This window comes from Algiphilus sp., assembly GCF_965216485.1.
Classification (GTDB): domain Bacteria; phylum Pseudomonadota; class Gammaproteobacteria; order Nevskiales; family Nevskiaceae; genus Algiphilus.
Map to the genome: position 1 here is coordinate 2,803,442 of NZ_OZ244162.1, position 19,247 is coordinate 2,822,688.

The 19,247-nt window shown below is 63.2% G+C and carries 12 protein-coding genes and 4 tRNA genes; 8 read left to right on the forward strand and 8 right to left on the reverse strand.

Going from position 1 to position 19,247, the window contains the following annotated elements:
* Positions 1 to 29: 29 nt before the first annotated feature.
* From ACOOFO_RS12970 to ACOOFO_RS12985, 4 genes are all read left to right on the forward strand, one after another.
* The gene (locus ACOOFO_RS12970) at positions 30 to 1,511 is read left to right on the forward strand and encodes an acetyl-CoA carboxylase biotin carboxylase subunit (RefSeq protein WP_420429776.1); all 1,482 of its coding nucleotides are present in this window, start codon (positions 30 to 32) and stop codon (positions 1,509 to 1,511) included.
* A 94-nt stretch (positions 1,512 to 1,605) separates the two neighbouring features.
* Positions 1,606 to 2,103, forward strand: coding sequence for an acetyl-CoA carboxylase biotin carboxyl carrier protein subunit (locus ACOOFO_RS12975; protein ID WP_420427176.1), 498 nt, complete (start codon positions 1,606 to 1,608; stop codon positions 2,101 to 2,103).
* Positions 2,100 to 3,707, forward strand: a complete 1,608-nt coding sequence (locus tag ACOOFO_RS12980; protein WP_420427177.1) for an acyl-CoA carboxylase subunit beta — start codon at positions 2,100 to 2,102, stop codon at positions 3,705 to 3,707. The genes ACOOFO_RS12975 and ACOOFO_RS12980 overlap by 4 nt, the downstream gene beginning before the upstream one ends.
* 11 nt (positions 3,708 to 3,718) lie before the next feature.
* Positions 3,719 to 4,696: an alpha/beta hydrolase gene (locus ACOOFO_RS12985; protein WP_420427178.1), complete on the forward strand. Its 978-nt coding sequence runs from the start codon at positions 3,719 to 3,721 to the stop codon at positions 4,694 to 4,696.
* 382 nt (positions 4,697 to 5,078) lie between these two features.
* On the opposite strand, the gene ACOOFO_RS12990 is transcribed toward ACOOFO_RS12985, so the two are convergent.
* Positions 5,079 to 6,533: an OmpA family protein gene (locus tag ACOOFO_RS12990; RefSeq protein ID WP_420429778.1), complete on the reverse strand. Its 1,455-nt coding sequence runs from the start codon at positions 6,531 to 6,533 to the stop codon at positions 5,079 to 5,081.
* A gap of 427 nt (positions 6,534 to 6,960) precedes the next feature.
* On the opposite strand from ACOOFO_RS12990, the gene ACOOFO_RS12995 reads away from it, so the two are divergent.
* Entirely contained in the window at positions 6,961 to 9,471 is a 2,511-nt protein-coding gene (locus ACOOFO_RS12995; protein ID WP_420427179.1) for a hypothetical protein, read from the forward strand.
* Between the two features lie 69 nt (positions 9,472 to 9,540).
* Here the strand turns inward: ACOOFO_RS12995 and ACOOFO_RS13000 are convergent, their stop codons facing one another.
* Positions 9,541 to 10,686: an acyl-CoA dehydrogenase family protein gene (locus ACOOFO_RS13000; RefSeq protein ID WP_420427180.1), complete on the reverse strand. Its 1,146-nt coding sequence runs from the start codon at positions 10,684 to 10,686 to the stop codon at positions 9,541 to 9,543.
* A gap of 95 nt (positions 10,687 to 10,781) precedes the next feature.
* On the opposite strand from ACOOFO_RS13000, the gene ACOOFO_RS13005 reads away from it, so the two are divergent.
* The gene (locus tag ACOOFO_RS13005) at positions 10,782 to 12,464 is read left to right on the forward strand and encodes an AMP-binding protein (protein WP_420427181.1); all 1,683 of its coding nucleotides are present in this window, start codon (positions 10,782 to 10,784) and stop codon (positions 12,462 to 12,464) included.
* Between the two features lie 42 nt (positions 12,465 to 12,506).
* On the opposite strand, the gene folD is transcribed toward ACOOFO_RS13005, so the two are convergent.
* The 5 genes from folD to ACOOFO_RS13030 form a co-directional block, all read right to left on the reverse strand.
* Positions 12,507 to 13,373 (reverse strand): bifunctional methylenetetrahydrofolate dehydrogenase/methenyltetrahydrofolate cyclohydrolase FolD, encoded by an 867-nt coding sequence (gene folD / locus ACOOFO_RS13010; RefSeq protein WP_420427182.1) that lies wholly within the window; start codon positions 13,371 to 13,373, stop codon positions 12,507 to 12,509.
* 51 nt (positions 13,374 to 13,424) lie between these two features.
* Positions 13,425 to 13,501, reverse strand: a tRNA-Arg gene (locus ACOOFO_RS13015).
* Positions 13,502 to 13,733: 232 nt separating this feature from the next.
* Positions 13,734 to 16,085 carry a thrombospondin type 3 repeat-containing protein gene (locus tag ACOOFO_RS13020; RefSeq protein WP_420427183.1) on the reverse strand — a complete coding sequence of 784 codons (2,352 nt, stop codon included), beginning with the start codon at positions 16,083 to 16,085 and terminating at the stop codon, positions 13,734 to 13,736.
* Between the two features lie 42 nt (positions 16,086 to 16,127).
* Positions 16,128 to 17,186 (reverse strand): OmpA family protein, encoded by a 1,059-nt coding sequence (locus ACOOFO_RS13025; protein ID WP_420427184.1) that lies wholly within the window; start codon positions 17,184 to 17,186, stop codon positions 16,128 to 16,130.
* Positions 17,187 to 17,708: 522 nt separating this feature from the next.
* Positions 17,709 to 17,785 (reverse strand) — tRNA-Pro (locus ACOOFO_RS13030).
* Positions 17,786 to 17,999: 214 nt separating this feature from the next.
* Here ACOOFO_RS13030 and ACOOFO_RS13035 point away from each other — a divergent pair.
* Together ACOOFO_RS13035 and ACOOFO_RS13040 are read left to right on the forward strand one after the other, a co-directional pair.
* Positions 18,000 to 18,075 (forward strand) — tRNA-His (locus ACOOFO_RS13035).
* Between the two features lie 15 nt (positions 18,076 to 18,090).
* Positions 18,091 to 18,165 (forward strand) — tRNA-Lys (locus tag ACOOFO_RS13040).
* 199 nt (positions 18,166 to 18,364) lie between these two features.
* Here the strand turns inward: ACOOFO_RS13040 and ACOOFO_RS13045 are convergent.
* On the reverse strand, positions 18,365 to 19,246 hold the full coding sequence (locus ACOOFO_RS13045) for a transglutaminase family protein (protein ID WP_420427185.1): 882 nt from the start codon (positions 19,244 to 19,246) through the stop codon (positions 18,365 to 18,367).
* Position 19,247 lies beyond the last annotated feature (1 nt).

Sequence of the window (19,247 nt, forward strand, 5' to 3'; positions counted from 1 at the left end):
CGGAGTTTCCTGTGGCGACGACGCCCTCCATCACCCGCTGGCCCTTCGATACCGTTCTGATCGCCAATCGCGGCGAGATCGCCCTGCGCGTGATCCGCACCGTGCATGCCCTAGGCCTGCGCGCCGCGGTGGTCTATCACGCCGCCGACCGCGACAGCCCGGCGGTCGCGAAGGCCGATCGCGCCGTGGAAATCACTGGCGACACGCCAGTGGCGGCCTATCTTGATGCCGCGCAGATCGTCGCCGCGGCGCAGGCCTGCGGCGCCGGTGCGATTCATCCGGGGTACGGTTTTCTGTCCGAGAATGCCGATTTCGCGCGCGCGGTCGAGGCGGCCGGCATCGCCTTTGTGGGTCCGAAACCCGACCAGATCGAATTGATGGGCGACAAGGTGCGCGCGCGTGCTTTCGTCGAGAAGGGCGGCTTTCCCGTGGCTCCGTCGGCCATCGAGGACGACGATCCGGACAGCTTCGTGGAACGCGCCCGCGCCGTAGGTGCACCGCTGCTGATCAAACCTTCCGCCGGCGGCGGCGGCAAGGGCATGCGCATCGTGCGCGACCTGAGTACGCTCGAGACGGAGATCGCCACAGCGCGCAGCGAGGGCCAGCGCTATTTCGGCGACGGCCGCCTCTACGTGGAGCGCTTCATCGACGAGCCGCGGCACATCGAAGTACAGGTGCTTGGTGATGCCCATGGTCAGGTCGTGCACGTCTTCGAACGGGAATGCTCGGTACAGCGTCGCTTCCAGAAGATCGTCGAGGAGTCTCCCGCTCCGGTATTGAGCGCCGACGAGCGCCTGCATATCAGCGAAACCGCCGCCGGCATCGCCCGCGCCATCGGCTATCGCGGTGCAGGCACGGTGGAATTCATCTATGGCAAGGGGGAATTCTTCTTCCTCGAGATGAACACCCGGCTGCAGGTCGAGCACCCGGTCACGGAGGAAGTCACCGGCATCGATCTGGTGGCGCAGCAGCTGGCCATTGCCGCTGGCGAGCCGCTGGCTCTGGAGCAGTCTGCCATCGCCACCCGTGGCCACGCGATTGAATTGCGCATCTATGCCGAAGACCCGGCCGCGGGCTATCTACCGACCACCGGCCCGATCCTGCGCCTGATTCCACCGCAGGGGGAGCACGTGCGCTGGGATGGCGGTGTCACCGAAGGTGGCGCGGTCACGGCGGCCTTCGACCCGATGATCGCCAAGCTGATCGTCTGGGGCGAGGACCGCGACCAGGCCATCGCGCGCGCACGCGCTGCGCTGGAAGCCACGGTCCTGCTCGGCTGCCAGACCAATGTGGCCTTTCTGCGCGCGCTGATGGATCACCCCGATTTTGTCACCGCGGCCATCCACACTGGCTATCTGGACGCCCATCCCGAAGTGGCCAAGGCGGCCCCGCCAGACCAGGCCACGCTGACGCGGCTGCTGGCGGGCGCCGCGCTTTCCACGCGCCCCATCCGCGACGTGGCTGACAGCACTCCGTCGCTGCACGCCGCAATCGGCGACTGGCGCAACTGATGCACCTGCCACGACCAGCCCAGTGTGGCGCTCGACGCCTCGACCAATCGCACCCCGCCGCTCACGCGGGTCGCGCCCACCACGAGTAGGACCCATGCACCACGCTTTCAAGCTATGCGATGCCGAATGGCCACTGGCCCTGTCGCGCAGCGCCCATGGTTACCGGCTGCACCTGGAGGACGAGGTCATCCCGGTGAATCTGCACCTAGAGGACGACGGCAGCGCCTTGCTGACGGTCGACGGCATCAGTGAGCACGTCATCGTGGCGACCCATGGCGACGACGTCTTCATCCACTGCCGGGGGCAGAACTGGCACCTGCGCTATGCCCATCCGCTGGAGCGCCTTGCTGCGCAGTTGCGAGGCAGCGAAGAGGACGTGCTGCGCGCCCCCATGCCGGGCAGCATCGTCCGGCTTGAGGTCGATGCCGGTGAGACCGTGACCACCGGCCAGCCCCTGTTGACCATGGAAAGCATGAAGATGGAAACCACGCTGACGGCGCCGCGCGACGGAACGGTGGCTGAGGTGCACTACAGCGTGGGCCAGAGCTTCGACCGTGACAGCGTGCTGCTGACCCTGGAGCCTGCCCAATGAAGCGCCTTCTTTCCGCCATCAATACCGCCAGCCCGGACTTTCAGAGCAATGCGGCACACAACCGCAGCCTCGTGGAAGCCTTTCGCGAACGCCAACGGCAGGCCCGCGAGGACCGTCCGCAGCGGGACTTCGACCGCCTGGACAAGCAGGGCAAGCACTTCGTCCGCCGCCGGCTCGAACTGCTGCTGGATGCGGGCACGCCCTTCCTGGAACTCTCCTCGCTTGCGGCCACCGAGGCCTACGACGGCGAGGTACCCGGCGCGGCCTGCGTCACCGGCATCGGCATCGTTGCGGGCAGAGAGGTCGTGATCAACGCCGGCGACGCCAGCGTCAAGGGCGGCGCCTGGTATCCGCTGACCGTGAAGAAGACCGTGCGCGCGCTCGATATCGCCATCGAGAACCGACTGCCCGTCGTGCATCTCTGCGACTCGGCAGGCGGCTTCCTGCCGCTGCAGGCAGAGCTCTTCGCTGACAAGTACTACGCCGGGCGGATCTTCCGCAATCAGTGCATGCTGTCGAAGATGGGTATCCAGCAGGTGGCCGTGGTACTGGGCCATTGCACTGCCGGTGGTGCCTATGTGCCGGGGCTGTCGGACTACAACGTCATCGTGCGCGGGACGGGGGCCATCTTCCTGGCGGGGCCACCGCTGGTCAAAGCCGCCACGGGCGAGGAGGTCAGCGTCGAGGACCTGGGCGGCGCGGATATGCACACCTCGACCTCGGGCACCGCGGACTATCCAGCGTCCAGCGAGGAAGAAGGCATTGCCATCGCCCGCGACATCGTCGGCCAGTTCAAGCGCCCGACCAAGGCGCAGATCGAATGGCAGGCGCCCGAGGCGCCCTACTACCGGGCCGAGGAGCTCTACGGCGTCATTCCCAAGGACATCAAGGCGCAGTTCGACGTCCGCGAAGTCATTGCCCGCATCGTGGACGGCTCGCGCTTTCACGAGTACCAGCCCAACTACGGCAAGACGCTTATCTGTGGCTACGCCCATATCTGGGGCTACAAGGTCGGCATCCTGGGCAATAACGGCGTGTTGTTCAACGACAGTGCGCTCAAGGGCGCGCACTTCATCGAACTCTGCAACCAGAACCGGACGCCTATCGTCTTCCTGCAGAACATCACCGGCTTCATGGTGGGTCGGGCCTACGAAGAGCAGGGCATCACCAAGGATGGGGCCAAGATGATCATGGCCGTCTCCAACTGCGAAGTGCCCAAGTTCACCGTCATGTGCCACGGCTCCTTTGGCGCCGGCAACTACGGCATGTCCGGACGCGCCTTTGATTCCCGCTTTGTGTTTGCGTGGCCCAACCACCAGATCTCGGTCATGGGCGCGGAGCAAGCTGCCAATACCCTGGCCGACGTCAAGTTCCGGCAGTTGGAACGTCAAGGCCAGCAGCTATCGGATGCGGACTACGCCGCCATCCGCGATCCGGTACTGGCGGAATTCAAGCGCAAATCCTCGGCCTACTGGTCGACCTCCGAGCTGTGGGACGACGGTGTGATCGACCCAGCCGATACCCGCAACGTGCTGGGCATCGCCCTTTCCGCCGCACTGAATACCGAGATTGCCGAACCACGCTACGGCGTGTTCCGCATGTAAGGAGAACCTTCATGGCCGCACCCCAGGCTGCGCCCCCGTATCTGCGCTTCAAGACCACACGACTGCGGATGAGAAGCCGGATGATTCTGCTGCTGATGCGGTGGTTTCTGCGGCCGTGGCTGGGGCGCCTGCTCAGCGGTTCGCATCAGCGTCTGGCCAAGGTGCAGCTGCGCATGGCGGCGCAACGATGCCGGGATACCAAGGGCCTGCCCTTTGAGTACGGAGTCATCGGCAAGGCGCCCGGACACTGCGTTGGTGATCTTAGGGATACCGACCGCCCGGTGCTGCTCTACCTGCACGGCGGCGCCTTCGTCCTGCCCGCCGCGCCCCCGGTGCATGGCGCTGCGCTAGCGGATCTCTGTCACACGCTCGGAAGCTCCGGTTTCCTGCTGGATTACCGATTGGCGCCCCTGAATCGCTTTCCGGCCGCACTCGATGATTGCGAGCAGGCCTACCGCGCGCTACTCGAACGCGGCTTTCCCGCCGAACGCATCATGCTGGCGGGCGAGTCCGCGGGCGCCAATCTCCTGCTAGGCCTGCTTCAGCGCATCCGCAAGGCCGGCCTGCCGATGCCCTGTGGCGCAGCGGCACTCTCCCCCGCTACCGAAATGGGGCGGATTCATGCGCCGCCGTCGCGGGCACGGCTGCGGCTGCGCGATCCCATCCTGCCCGCTGCCGCGCTGCACCGCATTGATCCGCTGTATGCCGGTGGCGAGGATGCATCCAACCCCGAGCTGTCCCCGCTCTACATGGATTGCCATGACCTGCCCCCGATCTATCTGCTGGCGACCGACGGCGAAATCCTCGCCGATGACACGCTGCTGCTGGCAGCGCGGATGCACGAGGCGGGCGTGGACTTGCGCGTGGATCTGTGGCCCGCCCTGCCGCATGCCTTCCCGCTGTTCGGTGCGGTTTTCCCCGAAGCACGAGAAGCGCGCCGAGACATCGTCGCTTTCTTTCGCGAAATGCTGGATCGCGCGAACGCATAGCGTTCTCTCATAGGGTTCCACCATAGCGATCCCTTCAGCAGTCCGGTCGAGCGCCCTTCTGCTGCGTAGGCTTGTCGATGACTCACCTGCACCACTGAGCAACACCGTTGCCAAGCCTCCGCGTTGCGCGTGACGTCAAGGCCGTAGCCCGATTCCTTCGTCCACGATCCCGGCCAAACCAGCGCAACGATGCGCGCCCTGCTCTACGGCGCGGCCCTCCTCCGCGATGCCAACTGCGCGGAACACCCCGGTAGCGACTCCAGCATTACCCGCTACTAGCGACAGCCAGCAACTCACGGGGATAGCGCAAGCGCAAGCCAGACACAAAAAAGGCCCCGGCGAGCGAGTCGCCGGGGCCACATTGTCAGCCGATCGGCAGCAATCAGCGCACGCGGAACTCCACGCGGCGATTGTTGGCACGACCTTCCTCGGTTTCGTTGGTGTCAATCGGCACCGTTTCACCGTAGCCAACCGCCGTCATGCGACGCGGCGCGATGCCCTGCTGCTCGAGGTAGGCCTTGACCGCATTGGCGCGCCGCTCGGAGAGACCGAGGTTGTAGGCATCGGAGCCAATGCTGTCGGTATGACCTTCCACATCGACATTGACGTTCGGGTAGGCCTTCAGGACTTCTGCCGCCTGGTTCAGGATCGAGCGCGACTCCGGCTTCAGACGCGAGGAATCGAACTCAAAGTTCACACCGCGCAGAATAAAGTTCTGGGTCCGCTCGGTGGCATAGCCGTCGGCGTCGGCCGGTTCACCCGGATAGGCCAGACGACGATCGCCCTCGAGGGCGCAGCCGTTCGGCAGCACCGTGGCACCCGGAGGAGAGTTCGGGCAGCGGTCCAGATGATCCGGCACGCCATCGCCGTCCGAATCCAGCGGCTGGCCGTACTGGTCGACCGCGACACCGGCAGGGGTGTTCGGGTCGCGATCCAGATGATCGGGTACACCATCACCGTCCGAATCCGTGAACGGGCAGCCGCGCTTGTCCACGCGCTCGCCCTTCGGCGTGTTCGGGCACTGATCCATATAGTCGGGTACACCGTCACCGTCCGAATCCAGCGGGCAGCCGTTACGGTCCACGGCCACGCCTTCCGGGGTGCCCGGGCAGCGATCCTGCGGATCCGGCACACCGTCACCGTCGGAATCCAGCGGACAACCGAAGCGATCCACGGTCACACCCGGCGCGGTGCCAGGGCACTCATCGATATGATCCGGCACGGAGTCGTTGTCGCTGTCGGGCGGGAACTCACCGAAGCTGACGCGCAGACCCAGCGTGCCGGTCCAGGTGTAGTAGGTGTCGTCGCGGACATTGCCCTGGAATTCGTCAATGCCGTAGCGCGCCGAACCGACCAGCGTGAGCAGACGGCTCAACGGGTACGTGAAGCCACCGCCGACCTGGTAGCTCAAGCTGTCGCTGGAGACCTCGTCCAGGCTCTGCGCATCGATGAAATCGATGGAGTGCCCGTACAGACCGGCAGACAGGAACGGACGGATACCGCCGAGGCTGTTCGCGTCCGGACCGGAACGCAGATAGGCCACGCCCTTCACACCGACGAGCAGGCGCTCGTAGTCCGGCGCAGGTGAGGCGTCCAGAGTGGCAAACCCGACGTCCAGCTCCAGCGAAAACCATTCGCTGAGCGGCTTACCGACCGATAGATAGCCAGCAACACCATTATCAATCTCGGAGCTGTCACTGGCGATAAAACCGGCTTCACCCTGGAGATACCAGCGCAAATCGTTATAGGAGGCGGCGGATGGGCCTCCGGATTGCGCTATTGCGGATCCCGCAAACAAACCAAGGCAGAGCGCCCCGGATACCCAAATTCGACCCATCACGTTTTGTCACTCCCTGGCTCAGCCGTGCGGTGCAATCCCATGCGGACGTGTCATGTCATCCTATTCCCGACACGCAACGCATGGCTTTTCTTTCTAGCGATTTGCAATACTACTGCTTATAGTGTCGCTGGAAAAGATCGCCAGCAACAACCATCGGATGCGGACCGTTGCGCCTTTCCTCGGCGGTGCCATTCGGACTGACTACGAAAATGAGCCTCATTGGAGGGCGGAAGTAATGCGAACCTCGCTATATTCATGGATTGCCGCTGTCGCGTGCGCGCTGGTACTGAGCGCATGCGGAGATGGTGCCGTCCGAAGCCCCGCCTCTGTCGGAAGCGGTGACCTCCTTTCCCTGGAGCTGCAGTGCTTCACCAGCACCGGTGGGCAGTGCAGTAATCCGCCGCGCGTGAATGTGGGTGGCACCGTGAACTTCCGCGTCATCGGCACCTTCGAGGACGGATCGGAACAGGACATCACCAACACCAACCTGATTACCTTCAGGCTGGACGCGCCGCAGGGTGAAGCCGCTTTCGTGCCCGGCAATCCGGGTCGCGTGCGCGCCATCTCCCCCACCAACGAGGGTACCCCGGTCATCGTGACCGCATCGGCCACGAGCGCAGACGCCGAACCGGTGAGCGATACGCTGACCATCGTCGGCGGTATTCCGCGCATCGCGCGCATTTTCGCGGACCCCGACCAGACGGGCAGCTGCAGCACGCCCGCCGAGGGCAGCCTGGTGGCCGCCGGTCAGGCATTGCAGTTGCGCGCACTGGTGCAGTTCGTCGATGCCAACGGTGATCCGATCGCCATCCCGAACGAGTGCGTCGCGGAACGCGATGGACTCAGCTGGACTGCAACACCCACCAATCCGGACGGCAGCGCCGCTGTATCACCAGTTACCGGTGTCTTCTCGGGCCAGAACACCAGCACGGAAGACAATGCCACCTACTCGGTCACTGCCGAGCTGGTACCGCCAGAGACCGAAAACCCGCAGAACAATCGCAGCACCGCGAGCGCCAATATCAACGTCGCTCCGGCATCGGTGGTCGACGATTCGCTGCAGATCAGCGCCACGCCGCCGCGCATCATTGTGGGTGGCGCATCCGTGGTCAGCGCGACTGCCCTGTTTGATACGGGTGACGACACGCCGGTGCGGCTACCGGTGGTGCTGGATGCGCTGAGCGTCACCGCAGGCGAGAGCTTCATCACCATCGAGGAAACGCCGGAGGATTCGCTCAGCATTCCGGTGCGAGGCATCGCTGCTACGCCAGCCGCAAGTCCGGCAACCGTGGAGGGTGTTTTCTCGGGCCAGATCGACACTGCCAACATCACGGTACTCACACCGGAATTCTCGACCCTTGAACTGGTCCCGATTGGCGTGGCGGCCTTCGAGGAAGCCGGTGTGTTCGCTGGTCTGCAGGAAGCGGATGCGGCCGAATTCCGCAGCCGTATTAGCGAGGATGCCCTGCTCTTCGGCCTGAATTCCGACGGCCAGGTGCCGACTTGTGATCCTGACGGCGAAACACCGTGTCCTAACGGCGCGCTTGAACGCCACCAAACCCTGCCAAGCGTCTCCCTGCCCTATGCAGTGGTCGCCTACAAGCAGGATGATCCCGAGCAGAACCAGGGCACGCTGCTGCCTGATCTGGCCACCGCCTGCGACGATGGTCGCGTGATTCCGGTGCAGGTGGGCGGCAGCAACGACATCATCGATGTTCAGACCATGCGCCCGACAGGTGAACCCGCCGAGGGCGACGAGGCACCGCCGATGGAGCCCATCACCACCGCTTCCGGTATTAAGGTCGCGCTGGTCGAGGGCCTCACCGAAGGCACGGCCCCTGTGCGCGCCCGCCTGGGTGGTGCCCCAAGCGACACCGGCGCCGGCATCAACTGCCGCACCAATCAGACCGGCGAAGCGGTGGCCGATGCCGAACAGGATGTCCGTGTCGGTCTGCTGGATGACGCGGGTCAGCCCAAGAGCATCACCAAGACCACCTTCAACATCAGCAAGAACTTCACCTGCGTCGGCTTCACTAACGCCTCGCAATTGCTGGACGGTGAGGAAATCCGCGGTCGCGACAAGTTGCTGAGCGCACTGACTTTCGAGACCGAGGCGGATGGAGCGGTCTCGCAGATCGTCATCAACGTGAACCAGCAGCCGGCGACCAACTTCCGGGTCAATGGTGGCCCTGCCACCAACGACGGAAAGGCCTGCCGCAATGACGATGAGCCGACGGATCCGTCGATCACGATCACCAATGGCCTGGAGGAAGAGCGCGGTCGTCTCATCGCCGACGGTGCCACCGGTCTTGCCAACAACTGCGCCGCGGCGGAGTTCAATCCGACCGTGGCGCCACCGGGCTTTGAAGACAGCCCGACCACGCGCGCGGCGACGGTGATCGTGCTCCCTGTCGATGACGCCATTCTGCAGGGCGAAAGCGCCCTGTCCGGTGAGGAAGTGGATGGCCTATGCGGCGAACTCGGAACGCTGTTTACCTTGCCTATCGGTCAGCTTGCCGGCATGCAGGGCTCAGGCCTGCTCAATGAGACCATCCTGTTGCTGGAAACCATCCTGGGCCCGATTCTCAACAATGAAGTGATCGAGGGTCCTGTGAGCGAAGCACTGGAGGGCGCGCTCAATACGCTGTCCGAGACCGTGCTTGGGACGCTACTGGGCGAAGATGCGCTGGGTCTGCTCACCGATCCGCTGCTCGGCATCATTGGTGTCAGCGGAGAAAGTCCGGCCGGGATTGCCTTGCTGCCGACCTTGGTGGAAGGACTCGGCGAGATCACGGACGCCCTCAACGAGCAGATTGCAGGTAATACGGGCGCCGAACAGCCGCCAGAGCCCACTGATCCTGGCGATCCGTTCGCGGACGATGGTGAGGACGAGGCTGGCGACGGCGGTAGTGATTCCCCGATCCCATTGCCCTAGGCGACAATCGAGGTCATAACAGAAACGCCCGCTTGAAGCGGGCGTTTCTCTTTCCGGGTGATCTTTGACCTAGTACCCGAGCTGTCTCGATGCCAGGTCCTTCATGATTTCCGATGCGCCGCCGCCAATCGATAGCACCTTGGTTTCACGGAAGATCCGCTCGGATTTGGCGCCGGTGAGATAGCCCGCACCCCCGAGAATCTGTACGGCCTCGCCGGCAATGGTCTCCAGCGTGGAGGTCGCCAGGTTCTTCAGCATGCAGAGTTCGGCCACCGGTTGCTGCTTCTGGCCCAGACGCCACGCCAGTTGATAAAGCTGCGCCCCCACGGCGTCGATCATCATCTTCATGTCGACCAGCTTGTGCCGAATGACCTGGCGCGTGATCAGCGGACGCCCGAAGGTTTCCCGGTCGCGCGCCCAGTCGAGCGCTTCCTGATAGCAGGCCTGCGCCAGCCCCCAAGCCTGGGCTGCCAGGCCGAGTCGCTCGCTGTTGAAGTTCTGCATGATGGCCATGAAGCCTGCATTCTCCGGGCCGATGAGATGACTCGCTGGCACGCGGGCGTCGTCGAAGTAGAGGGTCGCCGTGTCCGAGCAACGCCAACCCATCTTGTCGAGTGGGGTTCGGGACAAACCGGGCGTATTGCCCTCCAGCACCAGCAGCGAAATGCCGCCGATACCCTCTCCCCCGGTACGCACCGCCGTCGTGATGACATCGGCGCGCATGCCGGAGGTGATGAAGGTCTTGCTGCCGTTGACGATGAAGTCATCGCCCTCTCGCCGCGCGATGGTATGAATCGAGGCCACGTCCGAACCGCCTGAGGGTTCCGTAATGGCCAGCGCCGCGATCTTGCTGCCTTCCAGCACCGGACGGACAAAGCGTTCATTCTGTTCCTCGGTGCCTGCCGCGACGATGGGTGGCAAACCAATGCCATGGCTCATGAGGCTCGCGATCAGGCCGCCGCTTCCCACCCGTGCCAGTTCCTCCATCGCGATCAATTCAAAAAAGGGATCGGGCACCTCGATCCCGCCGTGGGCCTCGGGGAAGCCGACTTGGAGAAGCCCTACTTCAGCTGCCCGGCTGTGCAGACTTCTTGGCAACTGCCCCTCTCGCTCCCAATGGTCGATATGAGGGGTAATTTCCTTTTCCACAAAGCGCACAATCTGCGTTCGAAAGCTCTCATGGTCCGCATTGAGGAAAGGGTTGCGTGCCGTCATTGAAATTACCGTATGGGAATGAAAGACTAGCGAACGCTATCGCGCCATGACACACTCGCGCAAGCTTTCGCGCCACACAACGAGGAGAAGCAAGAATGGATATCCAGCCCGCAGATCTGGCGCTCGCCCGCCTGGCCCACCTGGAGCAAACGCGCGGCGACAAGATCTGCATGACACAACCCATGGGCAACGGCGCACTGCGCGAGTACACCTGGGCAGAAGCCATCGGCGAAGCGCGACGCATGGCAAATTGGCTGTTGGCGCAGGGCTATCCCGAAGGCAGCAATATCGCGATCATCTCCAAGAACTGCGCGCATTGGCTGCTCAGCGACTGGGCCATCTGGATGGCGGGGCACATTTCGGTACCCCTCTACCCCACACTGACCGCTGATTCCGTCCGCAAGATTCTTGAACACAGCGAAGCGAAAGCGGCCTTCATCGGCAAGCTCGACGACTGGGATGCAATGAAGCCGGGCGTCCCCGACGGCGTACAGTGCATTGCCTTCCCGCTGTCCCCGCCCAATGATTTCCACGAGTGGGATGCCATCATTGCCGAGCAGTCCCCGGTTGAGCAGTTCCCGGAGCGCAAGGCGGATGATCTGGCCACCATCATCTACACCTCCGGCACGACGGGCATGCCCAAGGGAGTGATGCATACCTTCGGCGCCTTCGCCTGGGCCATCAAGTCGGGCAACAAGCGCTTCAGCATGGGCCCGGATGATCGGGTGCTTTCCTATCTGCCGCTCTCGCACATTGCTGAGCGCATCGCGGTGGAAGCGGGGGCCTTGCAGACCGGCATGCACATTTTCTTTGCGGATTCGCTGGATACCTTCCTGCAGGATCTGCAGCGTGCGCGGCCGACCTTCTTCTTCTCGGTGCCGCGCCTCTGGGTGAAGTTCAAGCAGGGCGTCAACGCCAAGATGCCGGACGAGAAACTCAAGCGCCTGCTCCGCATCCCCATCCTAAGCGGCCTCATCAAGAAGAAGATTTTGTCGGGTCTCGGTCTGGACCAGGTGAAGTTTGCAGGCGGCGGCGCCGCGCCGATGCCGCGCTCCGTGCTGGATTGGTACAAGCGGCTCGGCCTCGAGATCATCGAGGTCTATGGCATGACCGAGAACATGGCCATTTCGCATTCCAATATCCCGGGAGACACGCACCCAGGCTACGTCGGCTACCCCTATGAAGGCGTGGAATGCCGCATCGCCGAAGACGGCGAGGTACAGATGCGCAGCCCCGCGGTCATGGTCGGCTATTTCAAGGAGCCGGAAAAAACCAAGGAAGCGATCACCGAGGACGGCTGGTTGCGCACCGGCGACCTCGGGGAAGTAGATCGCCAGGGGCGCCTCCGGATCACTGGGCGGGTCAAGGATATCTTCAAGACCTCGAAAGGCAAATACGTCGCACCCGCCCCCATCGAGGACAAGTTGGTGGCGCACGACGCGGTCGAAGCCTGCTGCGTGGCGGGGGCGGACCGGGAGCAACCCTTCGGCATTCTCATGCTGTCCGCCGAAGCGCTGGAGCGGTGCCGCGATACAACGGAACGCGATGCGCTGATGCAGGATTTGACCAACTATCGACAGGCGGTCAACCAGCAACTGGATCAGCACGAGCAGCTCGCCTTCCTCGTCGTGATCGAAGACCAGTGGACCACCGAAACCGGCTTCGTGACGCCCACGATGAAGGTCAAGCGCGATGTCGTCGAAAAGGCCTACGTACCCCATGCCGATACCTGGGCCGCCAAAGGCCAACCGGTGGTCTGGGCAGCTCAGATTCAGTAGCGAATGCGGCGTGCCGGCGCACAGCGCCGGATCCGGCGGCGGCTACTCGGTAGCCGCCGCCTCCCGTAGATCGGCCGCTTGGAGCGTGTTCTGCATGAGCATGGCCACGGTCATCGGTCCAACACCTCCTGGCACAGGGGTAATGGCGGCCGCGCGCTCGAATGCAGCGTCAAAGCCCACATCACCCACCAGAGAACCATCGGGCTGCCGATTGATGCCCACATCGATCACCGTCGCACCCTCACGCACCCAATGGCCCTCCACCAGGCCAGGCTTTCCGACCGCGACGACCAGCAGTTCCGCTTCGCTGACCCGCTCCGGGAGATCCACCGTAAAGCGATGCGCCACAGTGATGGTGGCACCGGCCAGCAGCAGTTCCAGTGCCATCGGACGCCCCACGATATTGGACGCACCGACGATCAACGCACGACGGCCATGCAGTGGCTCGCCGCGCGCACGCAGCAATTCGATGATTCCCGCCGGCGTACACGGGCGCAACAGCGGGATGCGCTGCGCCAGGCGTCCCACGTTATAGGGATGAAAGCCATCCACATCCTTGTCGGGCCGAATGCGTTCGATCACCCGCGTCGGATCGATCCCCGCCGGTAGCGGCAGCTGTACCAGAATCCCGTCCACACTGTCATCGGCGTTCAGATCGTCGATGGCCGCGATCAAGGTCTCCTGTGACACGCTTTCGCTGAAATGGATGGGCTTGGAAGCAATGCCCAGGGCCGCACAGGTTTCGCGCTTGCGGCGCACGTAAATCTGGGAGGCCGCGTCTTCCCCGACAAGTACTGTGGCAAGACTCGGAGCGCGCAATCCGCGCGCGCGACGACTGGCAATCGCCGCGGCCACCCGTTCCTGCACCGCCCGTGCACACGCTTTACCGTCAATAATTTCAGCCGACATCGGCCAATCGTTCCTTGTTGCGCGTTGAGGCGTGGCAAAGTGCACGCCGCGTGGCGCGCCCAGGTGGATTCGAACCACCGACCCACGGCTTAGAAGGCCGTTGCTCTATCCGGCTGAGCTATGGGCGCAGCGTGATGCGGTCGCATCCAGAGTCCGCCGGACCTGTTGGAGACGCCGTTTCGGCGACAAAAATACACGATCTCGCCCCGCCCTTTCAGACGCGCGCGGCGGCACAGGCTGCGAAAGGCGTTCGCGGAAGTACACAGAAGAAAACCCGGTGGCCTGAAGACCACCGGGTAAATGCTTGCCGTAGGACCGGCCGCACCCAGCGTCGCGTGACGCTGGATGCGGGTGGCGGACCTAATTCGTCGTCGGGCCCACGCAGGCGGCAAAGACTTCCAGATTGGTCAGCACGGAAGCCGTGGCCGTGAAATCGATCCGCACCGTATCGAAATCCTCCTGTGCGTCGATGCTCACGAAATCGAGCCCCGCATTGCCGGCAAGGCTGGCCTCTGCGAGATCGAGATTCAACATGGCACCTGCTGCCTCGGTATTGACCTCCTGCACAGTACCGTCGAGGAGAGTGCGAATCTCGATGGCTTCGAGCAAATCCAGACTCAGCGCATCGTTGGGATCGGAAACGATGAATCCAACCCGGTTGCTTCCGGTGAAGGGTGCGCTGGCGGCCGTCGACTCCACAGTGATGAAGGTCGAGCCATCGATCAAGCCAAGGGGCGTGGACATGGTGGCCACATTGGTCAGGGTGTCATCGATGACGTTGCCATCGTTGCTGACCGAGCAACCCACGCAGGTGTTCTCCGCACCGGAGTTGACTGTGGCATCGGGCGCGATGATGGGATTGAGCGCAAAGCTATCGCCGACGCCGCAGGACACAATTTCGAAGGGGTCGCAGGCGTCGCCAATACCGTCCCCATCCGCATCGCTCTGCGGCGCATTCGGTGTCAGCGGACAATTGTCGTCGCAGTTCGCGACTTCACCCCCCGTGCAGGGGTTGTCGCCCGCCGTGCCGGAACCATCACCGTCATCGAGGATGCCATCGTTGTCGCTGTCCGCATCGCAGGCATCGCCGAAGTTGTCCCCGTCCGCGTTCTCCTGCTCCGGATTGGGAGTATTCGGACAATTGTCCTGGTTGTCCTCGACGCCATCGCCATCGCTGTCGGTATTTTGGTCACAGGCGTCCCCGATGCCATCGCCATCTCCGTCGGCCTGCGAAGGGTTCGACGTGGTGGGACAGTTGTCCTGCTCGTCCGGCACACCATCGTTGTCGTCATCCGGATCGCAGGCATCGCCGATGCCGTCCTGGTCGGTATCCGTCTGCGCGTTATTGGCGGTCAACGGACAGTTATCGGAATCGTTATCCACGCCGTCGGCATCGGCATCGGAATCGCAGGCATCACCGGTGCCATCCCCATCAGTATCGATTTGAGCGGGGTTGGCGGTCTGCGGACAATTGTCCTGGTCGTCGTTGACCCCATCGCCGTCGGTATCGACATTGCTCATGTCGTCGCAGGCATCACCAATACCGTCGTTGTCAGCATCGCTCTGGTCCGGATTGGCGGTCTGGGGGCAATTGTCGTTGCCGTCCTCGATGCCGTCGCCGTCGTCATCCGGGTCGCAGGCATCGCCGTTTCCGTCGTCGTCGGTGTCCTGCTGCGAGGCATTGCTGGTGAACTGACAGTTGTCATCGCAGCCCTGTGTGGAGCCGCCCATCCCGGGGCTCGTTGAGGTCCCTTCTGCAGGACAGGCGCTGTCGCCGATCGTGCCCGACCCATCGCCGTCGTCCAGCACGCCGTCATTGTCGTCGTCCGGATCACAGGCATCGCCGGCCCCGTCGTTGTCATTGTCGGCCTGGCTGGGATTGGGGGTCAGCGGGCAGTTGTCGACGGCGTCGGCCACGCCATCGTTGTCGGAGTCATCGCCGGTATCGCAGGCGTCACCCAGACCATCACCATCCGAATCCGCCTGGTCGGGGTTGGCCGTCTGCGGGCAGTTATCTGCCCCGTCGTCGACACCATCACCGTCGTTGTCACTGTCACAGGCATCACCCGCTCCATCACCGTCGGTGTCCTGCTGCGCAGGATTGGGCGTCATCGGGCAATTGTCGGTCGCATCCACAACGCCATCGTTGTCCTCATCATTGCTGCTATCGCAGGCATCGCCTACGCCATCCCCATCGCTGTCGCTCTGATCAGGGTTGGAGGTATCTGGACAGTTGTCGATGACGTTAGCCAAGTCGTCGCCATCGCGATCGCTGTCGCAGGCGTCACCTTGCCCATCGTTATCGGCATCCTGTTGGGAAGGATTGGCGGTGTTCGGACAATTGTCAGCGCTGTTGCCCACGCCATCACCATCGCGATCCGCATCGCATACGTCACCGCGACCATCATTGTCCAGATCGGATTGCGCGGCATTGGCCGAATCGGGGCAATTGTCCTGCGCATTGGCGATCTGATCGCCGTCGCGATCATCGTCGCAGGCATCGCCGATCCCGTCATTGTCGGTATCGGTCTGGTCGGGGTTCCGCGTAGCCGGGCAGTTATCTACTCTATTACCGACGCGGTCACCATCGCGATCTTCGACGGTGCCCGGTGCCTGCCCGTTCTCATCCGCCTTGCAGCCGACCAGCCCCGTACCGCTGACAGCGAGTAAGGCGGCGAGGGCCATTGTCGAAAGCCATGTTCTGTTTCTCATTTTGATGTCTCCTGATGAAATCTGGAGCCTGTGCAGAACGGGCTAGTTCAGCACCTTGAATTCAACCCGGCGATTCTCCTGCCGGCCCGCCGCGGTCTCATTGCTGGCCACCGGGCGCGACTCGCCGTACCCGTTGGCGTCCATCCGAGTGGGGTCGATGCCCTGGTTGATCAGGAAGGTCTTCACAGCACTGGCACGCCGCTGTGAGAGGTTCAGGTTGTAGGCCGCAGACCCCTGGCTGTCCGTGTGACCCGCGATCTCCACACGCATGTTCGGCTCGCCCTTCAGCGAGTCGGCCACATCGCGGAGGATCGATCGTGCGCCCGGCTTCAGCTGGGCTGAGTCGAGTTCGAAGTGCACACCCTTGAGTCGGACGACCTGCGGCTTCTGCGAAGCACAGCCGCGGCTATCGGTCGCAAGGCCCTGCAGCGTATCGGGGCACTGATCATTGCGATCCGGGACGCCATCGCCGTCGCTATCGACGATATCGGCCTGAACCGTCTTCGTCTCGGTGACCACGCGTTCGCGTACCACCTCTCGTTCGATGACTTTCGAGCCGATGGGGACCAGAAGGCCCGCGCCAATGCGCCAGTCGGACAGCGTGCTCGAGCCCTGATAGTCGAAGGTGTTGTAGAGATAGCGCCCTTCAAGACGCAGGCGCAGACCTGCTTCAGTCAGCGCCTGCGAGAGCAGGCCAAGGCCCGCGTTGGCCTGAAAATTGAAGCTGTCTTCACTATCCGGCAGTACGTCGTCGTAGACGCCACCGATGCCGGCGATGATGAACGGGTCTACGCCGTCGTGCCCGATGAAGCGATACATCAGGTCGGCCCCGCCGCCGTACTGGTAGAAGTCCGTGAACGGGCCAGCGTCCGTTTCGTGCTGATTCGCCACGAACTGGAGTTCGAGGGACAGGTTCGGATTGAAGCGGTAGCCATATCCCGTGAGGAAACCGCTGCCATCGCCTTCCGCGCCCCGCTCATCATCGGTCACGATGTAGTGCCCCATGACATTGAGGTAGTGCGGACTCGTTCCCAGTTCATTGGCGCCGGCCATGCCGACAAAACCCGCGAGAATCACAAACGAAAGAATTTTGTTATTCATCTGACTTCTCCCCAGTCAATGATCTCTAGTGGTGCTGCTGCGCACCGCCTCAGCCACAAACGTGGGCTGCAATTGCGCGACGCTCGCACTGATACGCCTGAGCGACTACGGACGCACGAACCGCCTCAAGGCCACCGATTACGCAAGCGCTTGCTGTCACCCTACGGACCACAACGCGCAGCATCAACCCGCTAAGCCATTCATGGCATTGAGAAAAAGCACGCGCCCTCCTGCATCCCGTCACTTGGCGAGAAATTGGCCCTACCTTCGTACACGTCAGAAAAGGGTGAGGCGTTCCATTCTGTTGCGCGAAGGTTCTGGGCAGCGCACGGGTACATGCTAGCGGCGCCAACAGCAATTTCGCGCAAAGCCACCTAGCGGACGGTGCTGCAATGCGAAGGGGGCAGGAGTGGAACCGGGAGTGCCTTCAAGCGCCGCTCGCGAGCGGGCGAAGGCCGCGCTCTATGGCAGACATAGCCTGGGGCGGGCCGGTCAGAGCCGGAAAAGGGGCCACAGAGGAAATGGTCGGGGCGGCAGGATTCGAACCTGCGACCCTCTGCTCCCAAAGCAGATGCGCTACCAGGCTGCGCTACGCCCCGACGGGCTGCGCATTCTCGCACAGGCCAAGGCTCCGCGGGAGGTCGACTGTGGCAGTATCGCGGCCATTGTCCGGAATCGACGTGCTGCACGGGCGTGGCAGGCCTTGATACCGCCCCACACGGCGGCCTGCGGTGCACACCTACGCTTTGAGATGCGAGCACGTTCTGCTATTATCCGCGGCCCGCCGGAGGTCACCTCCGCCGGCGGCATATGGTGGGCGTAGCTCAGTTGGTAGAGTCCCGGATTGTGATTCCGGCTGTCGTGGGTTCGAGTCCCATCGTCCACCCCAGTTTTGACGTTGCGCGGGCCGCTAGCTCAATGGTAGAGCAGCTGACTCTTAATCAGTAGGTTCGGGGTTCGAGTCCCTGGCGGCCCACCAAATGAATCAATAAGCTGCAGCAAAAAGGGCCCTCACCACAGAGGGCTCTTTTTTGTTTTGAATATACCCAGCACACACAAAGCCTCCTCCGCAGAGGGCATGTCTTGCACCTCGGCTGACACCGATTCGACGATTCCGCTGTGATCGCCAGCTCGATAAGGTGCCTTGCCGAGGCGCTAAAGCCCCACACCGCAGTGCGTCATGCTTCGATGGGCAGCACGTCCACGGCCTGTTCGCTGGTATGCGATCCCGACGACCGAAAACTGCCGCGGACCGGCGCAATATCGGAGTAGTCGCGTCCGTAGGCGATCACGACGTGGTCGGCACTCACCATCAGGTCGTTGGTGGGGTCGTATTCCACCCACCCCATCTCAAAGCCACACCAGGCGCGTACCCAGGCGTGCATTGCGTCCGCCCCCTCCAGGCGCGGCTGCCCGGGCGGCGGTTCGGTGCGCAGAAAGCCGCTCACATAGCCAGCAGGAATCCCAATGGATCGGAGCGCCGCGATCATGATGTGGGAGAAGTCCTGACATACGCCGTGACGCTGCGCAAAGGCCTCACGGATCGGAGTATCGACCTCCGTCGCTTCGCTGTCGTAGCGCAGGTCGCCGTGCAATGCCGCGCCCACCGCTCGCACTGCTTCAAATGCGGACGTTCCCGGCTGCACACACGCGCGCGCATAGTCGGCAATGTCGGCAATGGCGGGCACCAACGGTGAGGCCCCGATGAAATGCACGGGGGCGTCCGGCGCAAGCGAACGGATGCCCGCCAATTCATCCGCAAGCGCGGCGGGAAGGGGCGACATATCCAGCACCGGCGGCAGCAACTCGCGCTCGACCCGCGCGCTAAGGGCAAAGACCACGTCGGCATGGGCGGCGCGGTAGGCGAGATCGATGTGGTGGTTCCCGAAAAAATCCCTGTGTTCAACACGCTCATCCGGTGCCGGGCTGATCTCCAGATCAGCCTCCAGCACGCGTTGCACCCCGGGCAGATCCATCGGCATCAAGCAGAGTGTTTGCCGACCTGCCTCGGCAAGGCTCTCGTAGTTGTAGGCAACGCGCAGTCGGATTTCGTAGAGCATG

Excerpts from the sequence above, each read along its gene's own strand:
- ACOOFO_RS12980 (WP_420427177.1), top strand. The coding sequence starts at position 2,100 with ATGAAGCGCCTTCTTTCCGCCATCAATACCGCCAGCCCGGACTTTCAG.
- ACOOFO_RS12985 (WP_420427178.1), top strand. The coding sequence starts at position 3,719 with ATGGCCGCACCCCAGGCTGCGCCCCCGTATCTGCGCTTCAAGACCACA.
- ACOOFO_RS12990 (WP_420429778.1), bottom strand. The coding sequence starts at position 6,533 with ATGGGTCGAATTTGGGTATCCGGGGCGCTCTGCCTTGGTTTGTTTGCG.
- ACOOFO_RS13045 (WP_420427185.1), bottom strand. The coding sequence starts at position 19,246 with ATGCTCTACGAAATCCGACTGCGCGTTGCCTACAACTACGAGAGCCTT.
- ACOOFO_RS12975 (WP_420427176.1), top strand. The coding sequence starts at position 1,606 with ATGCACCACGCTTTCAAGCTATGCGATGCCGAATGGCCACTGGCCCTG.
- ACOOFO_RS13000 (WP_420427180.1), bottom strand. The coding sequence starts at position 10,686 with ATGACGGCACGCAACCCTTTCCTCAATGCGGACCATGAGAGCTTTCGA.
- ACOOFO_RS13020 (WP_420427183.1), bottom strand. The coding sequence starts at position 16,085 with ATGAGAAACAGAACATGGCTTTCGACAATGGCCCTCGCCGCCTTACTC.
- ACOOFO_RS13025 (WP_420427184.1), bottom strand. The coding sequence starts at position 17,186 with ATGAATAACAAAATTCTTTCGTTTGTGATTCTCGCGGGTTTTGTCGGC.
- ACOOFO_RS13005 (WP_420427181.1), top strand. The coding sequence starts at position 10,782 with ATGGATATCCAGCCCGCAGATCTGGCGCTCGCCCGCCTGGCCCACCTG.
- folD (WP_420427182.1), bottom strand. The coding sequence starts at position 13,373 with ATGTCGGCTGAAATTATTGACGGTAAAGCGTGTGCACGGGCGGTGCAG.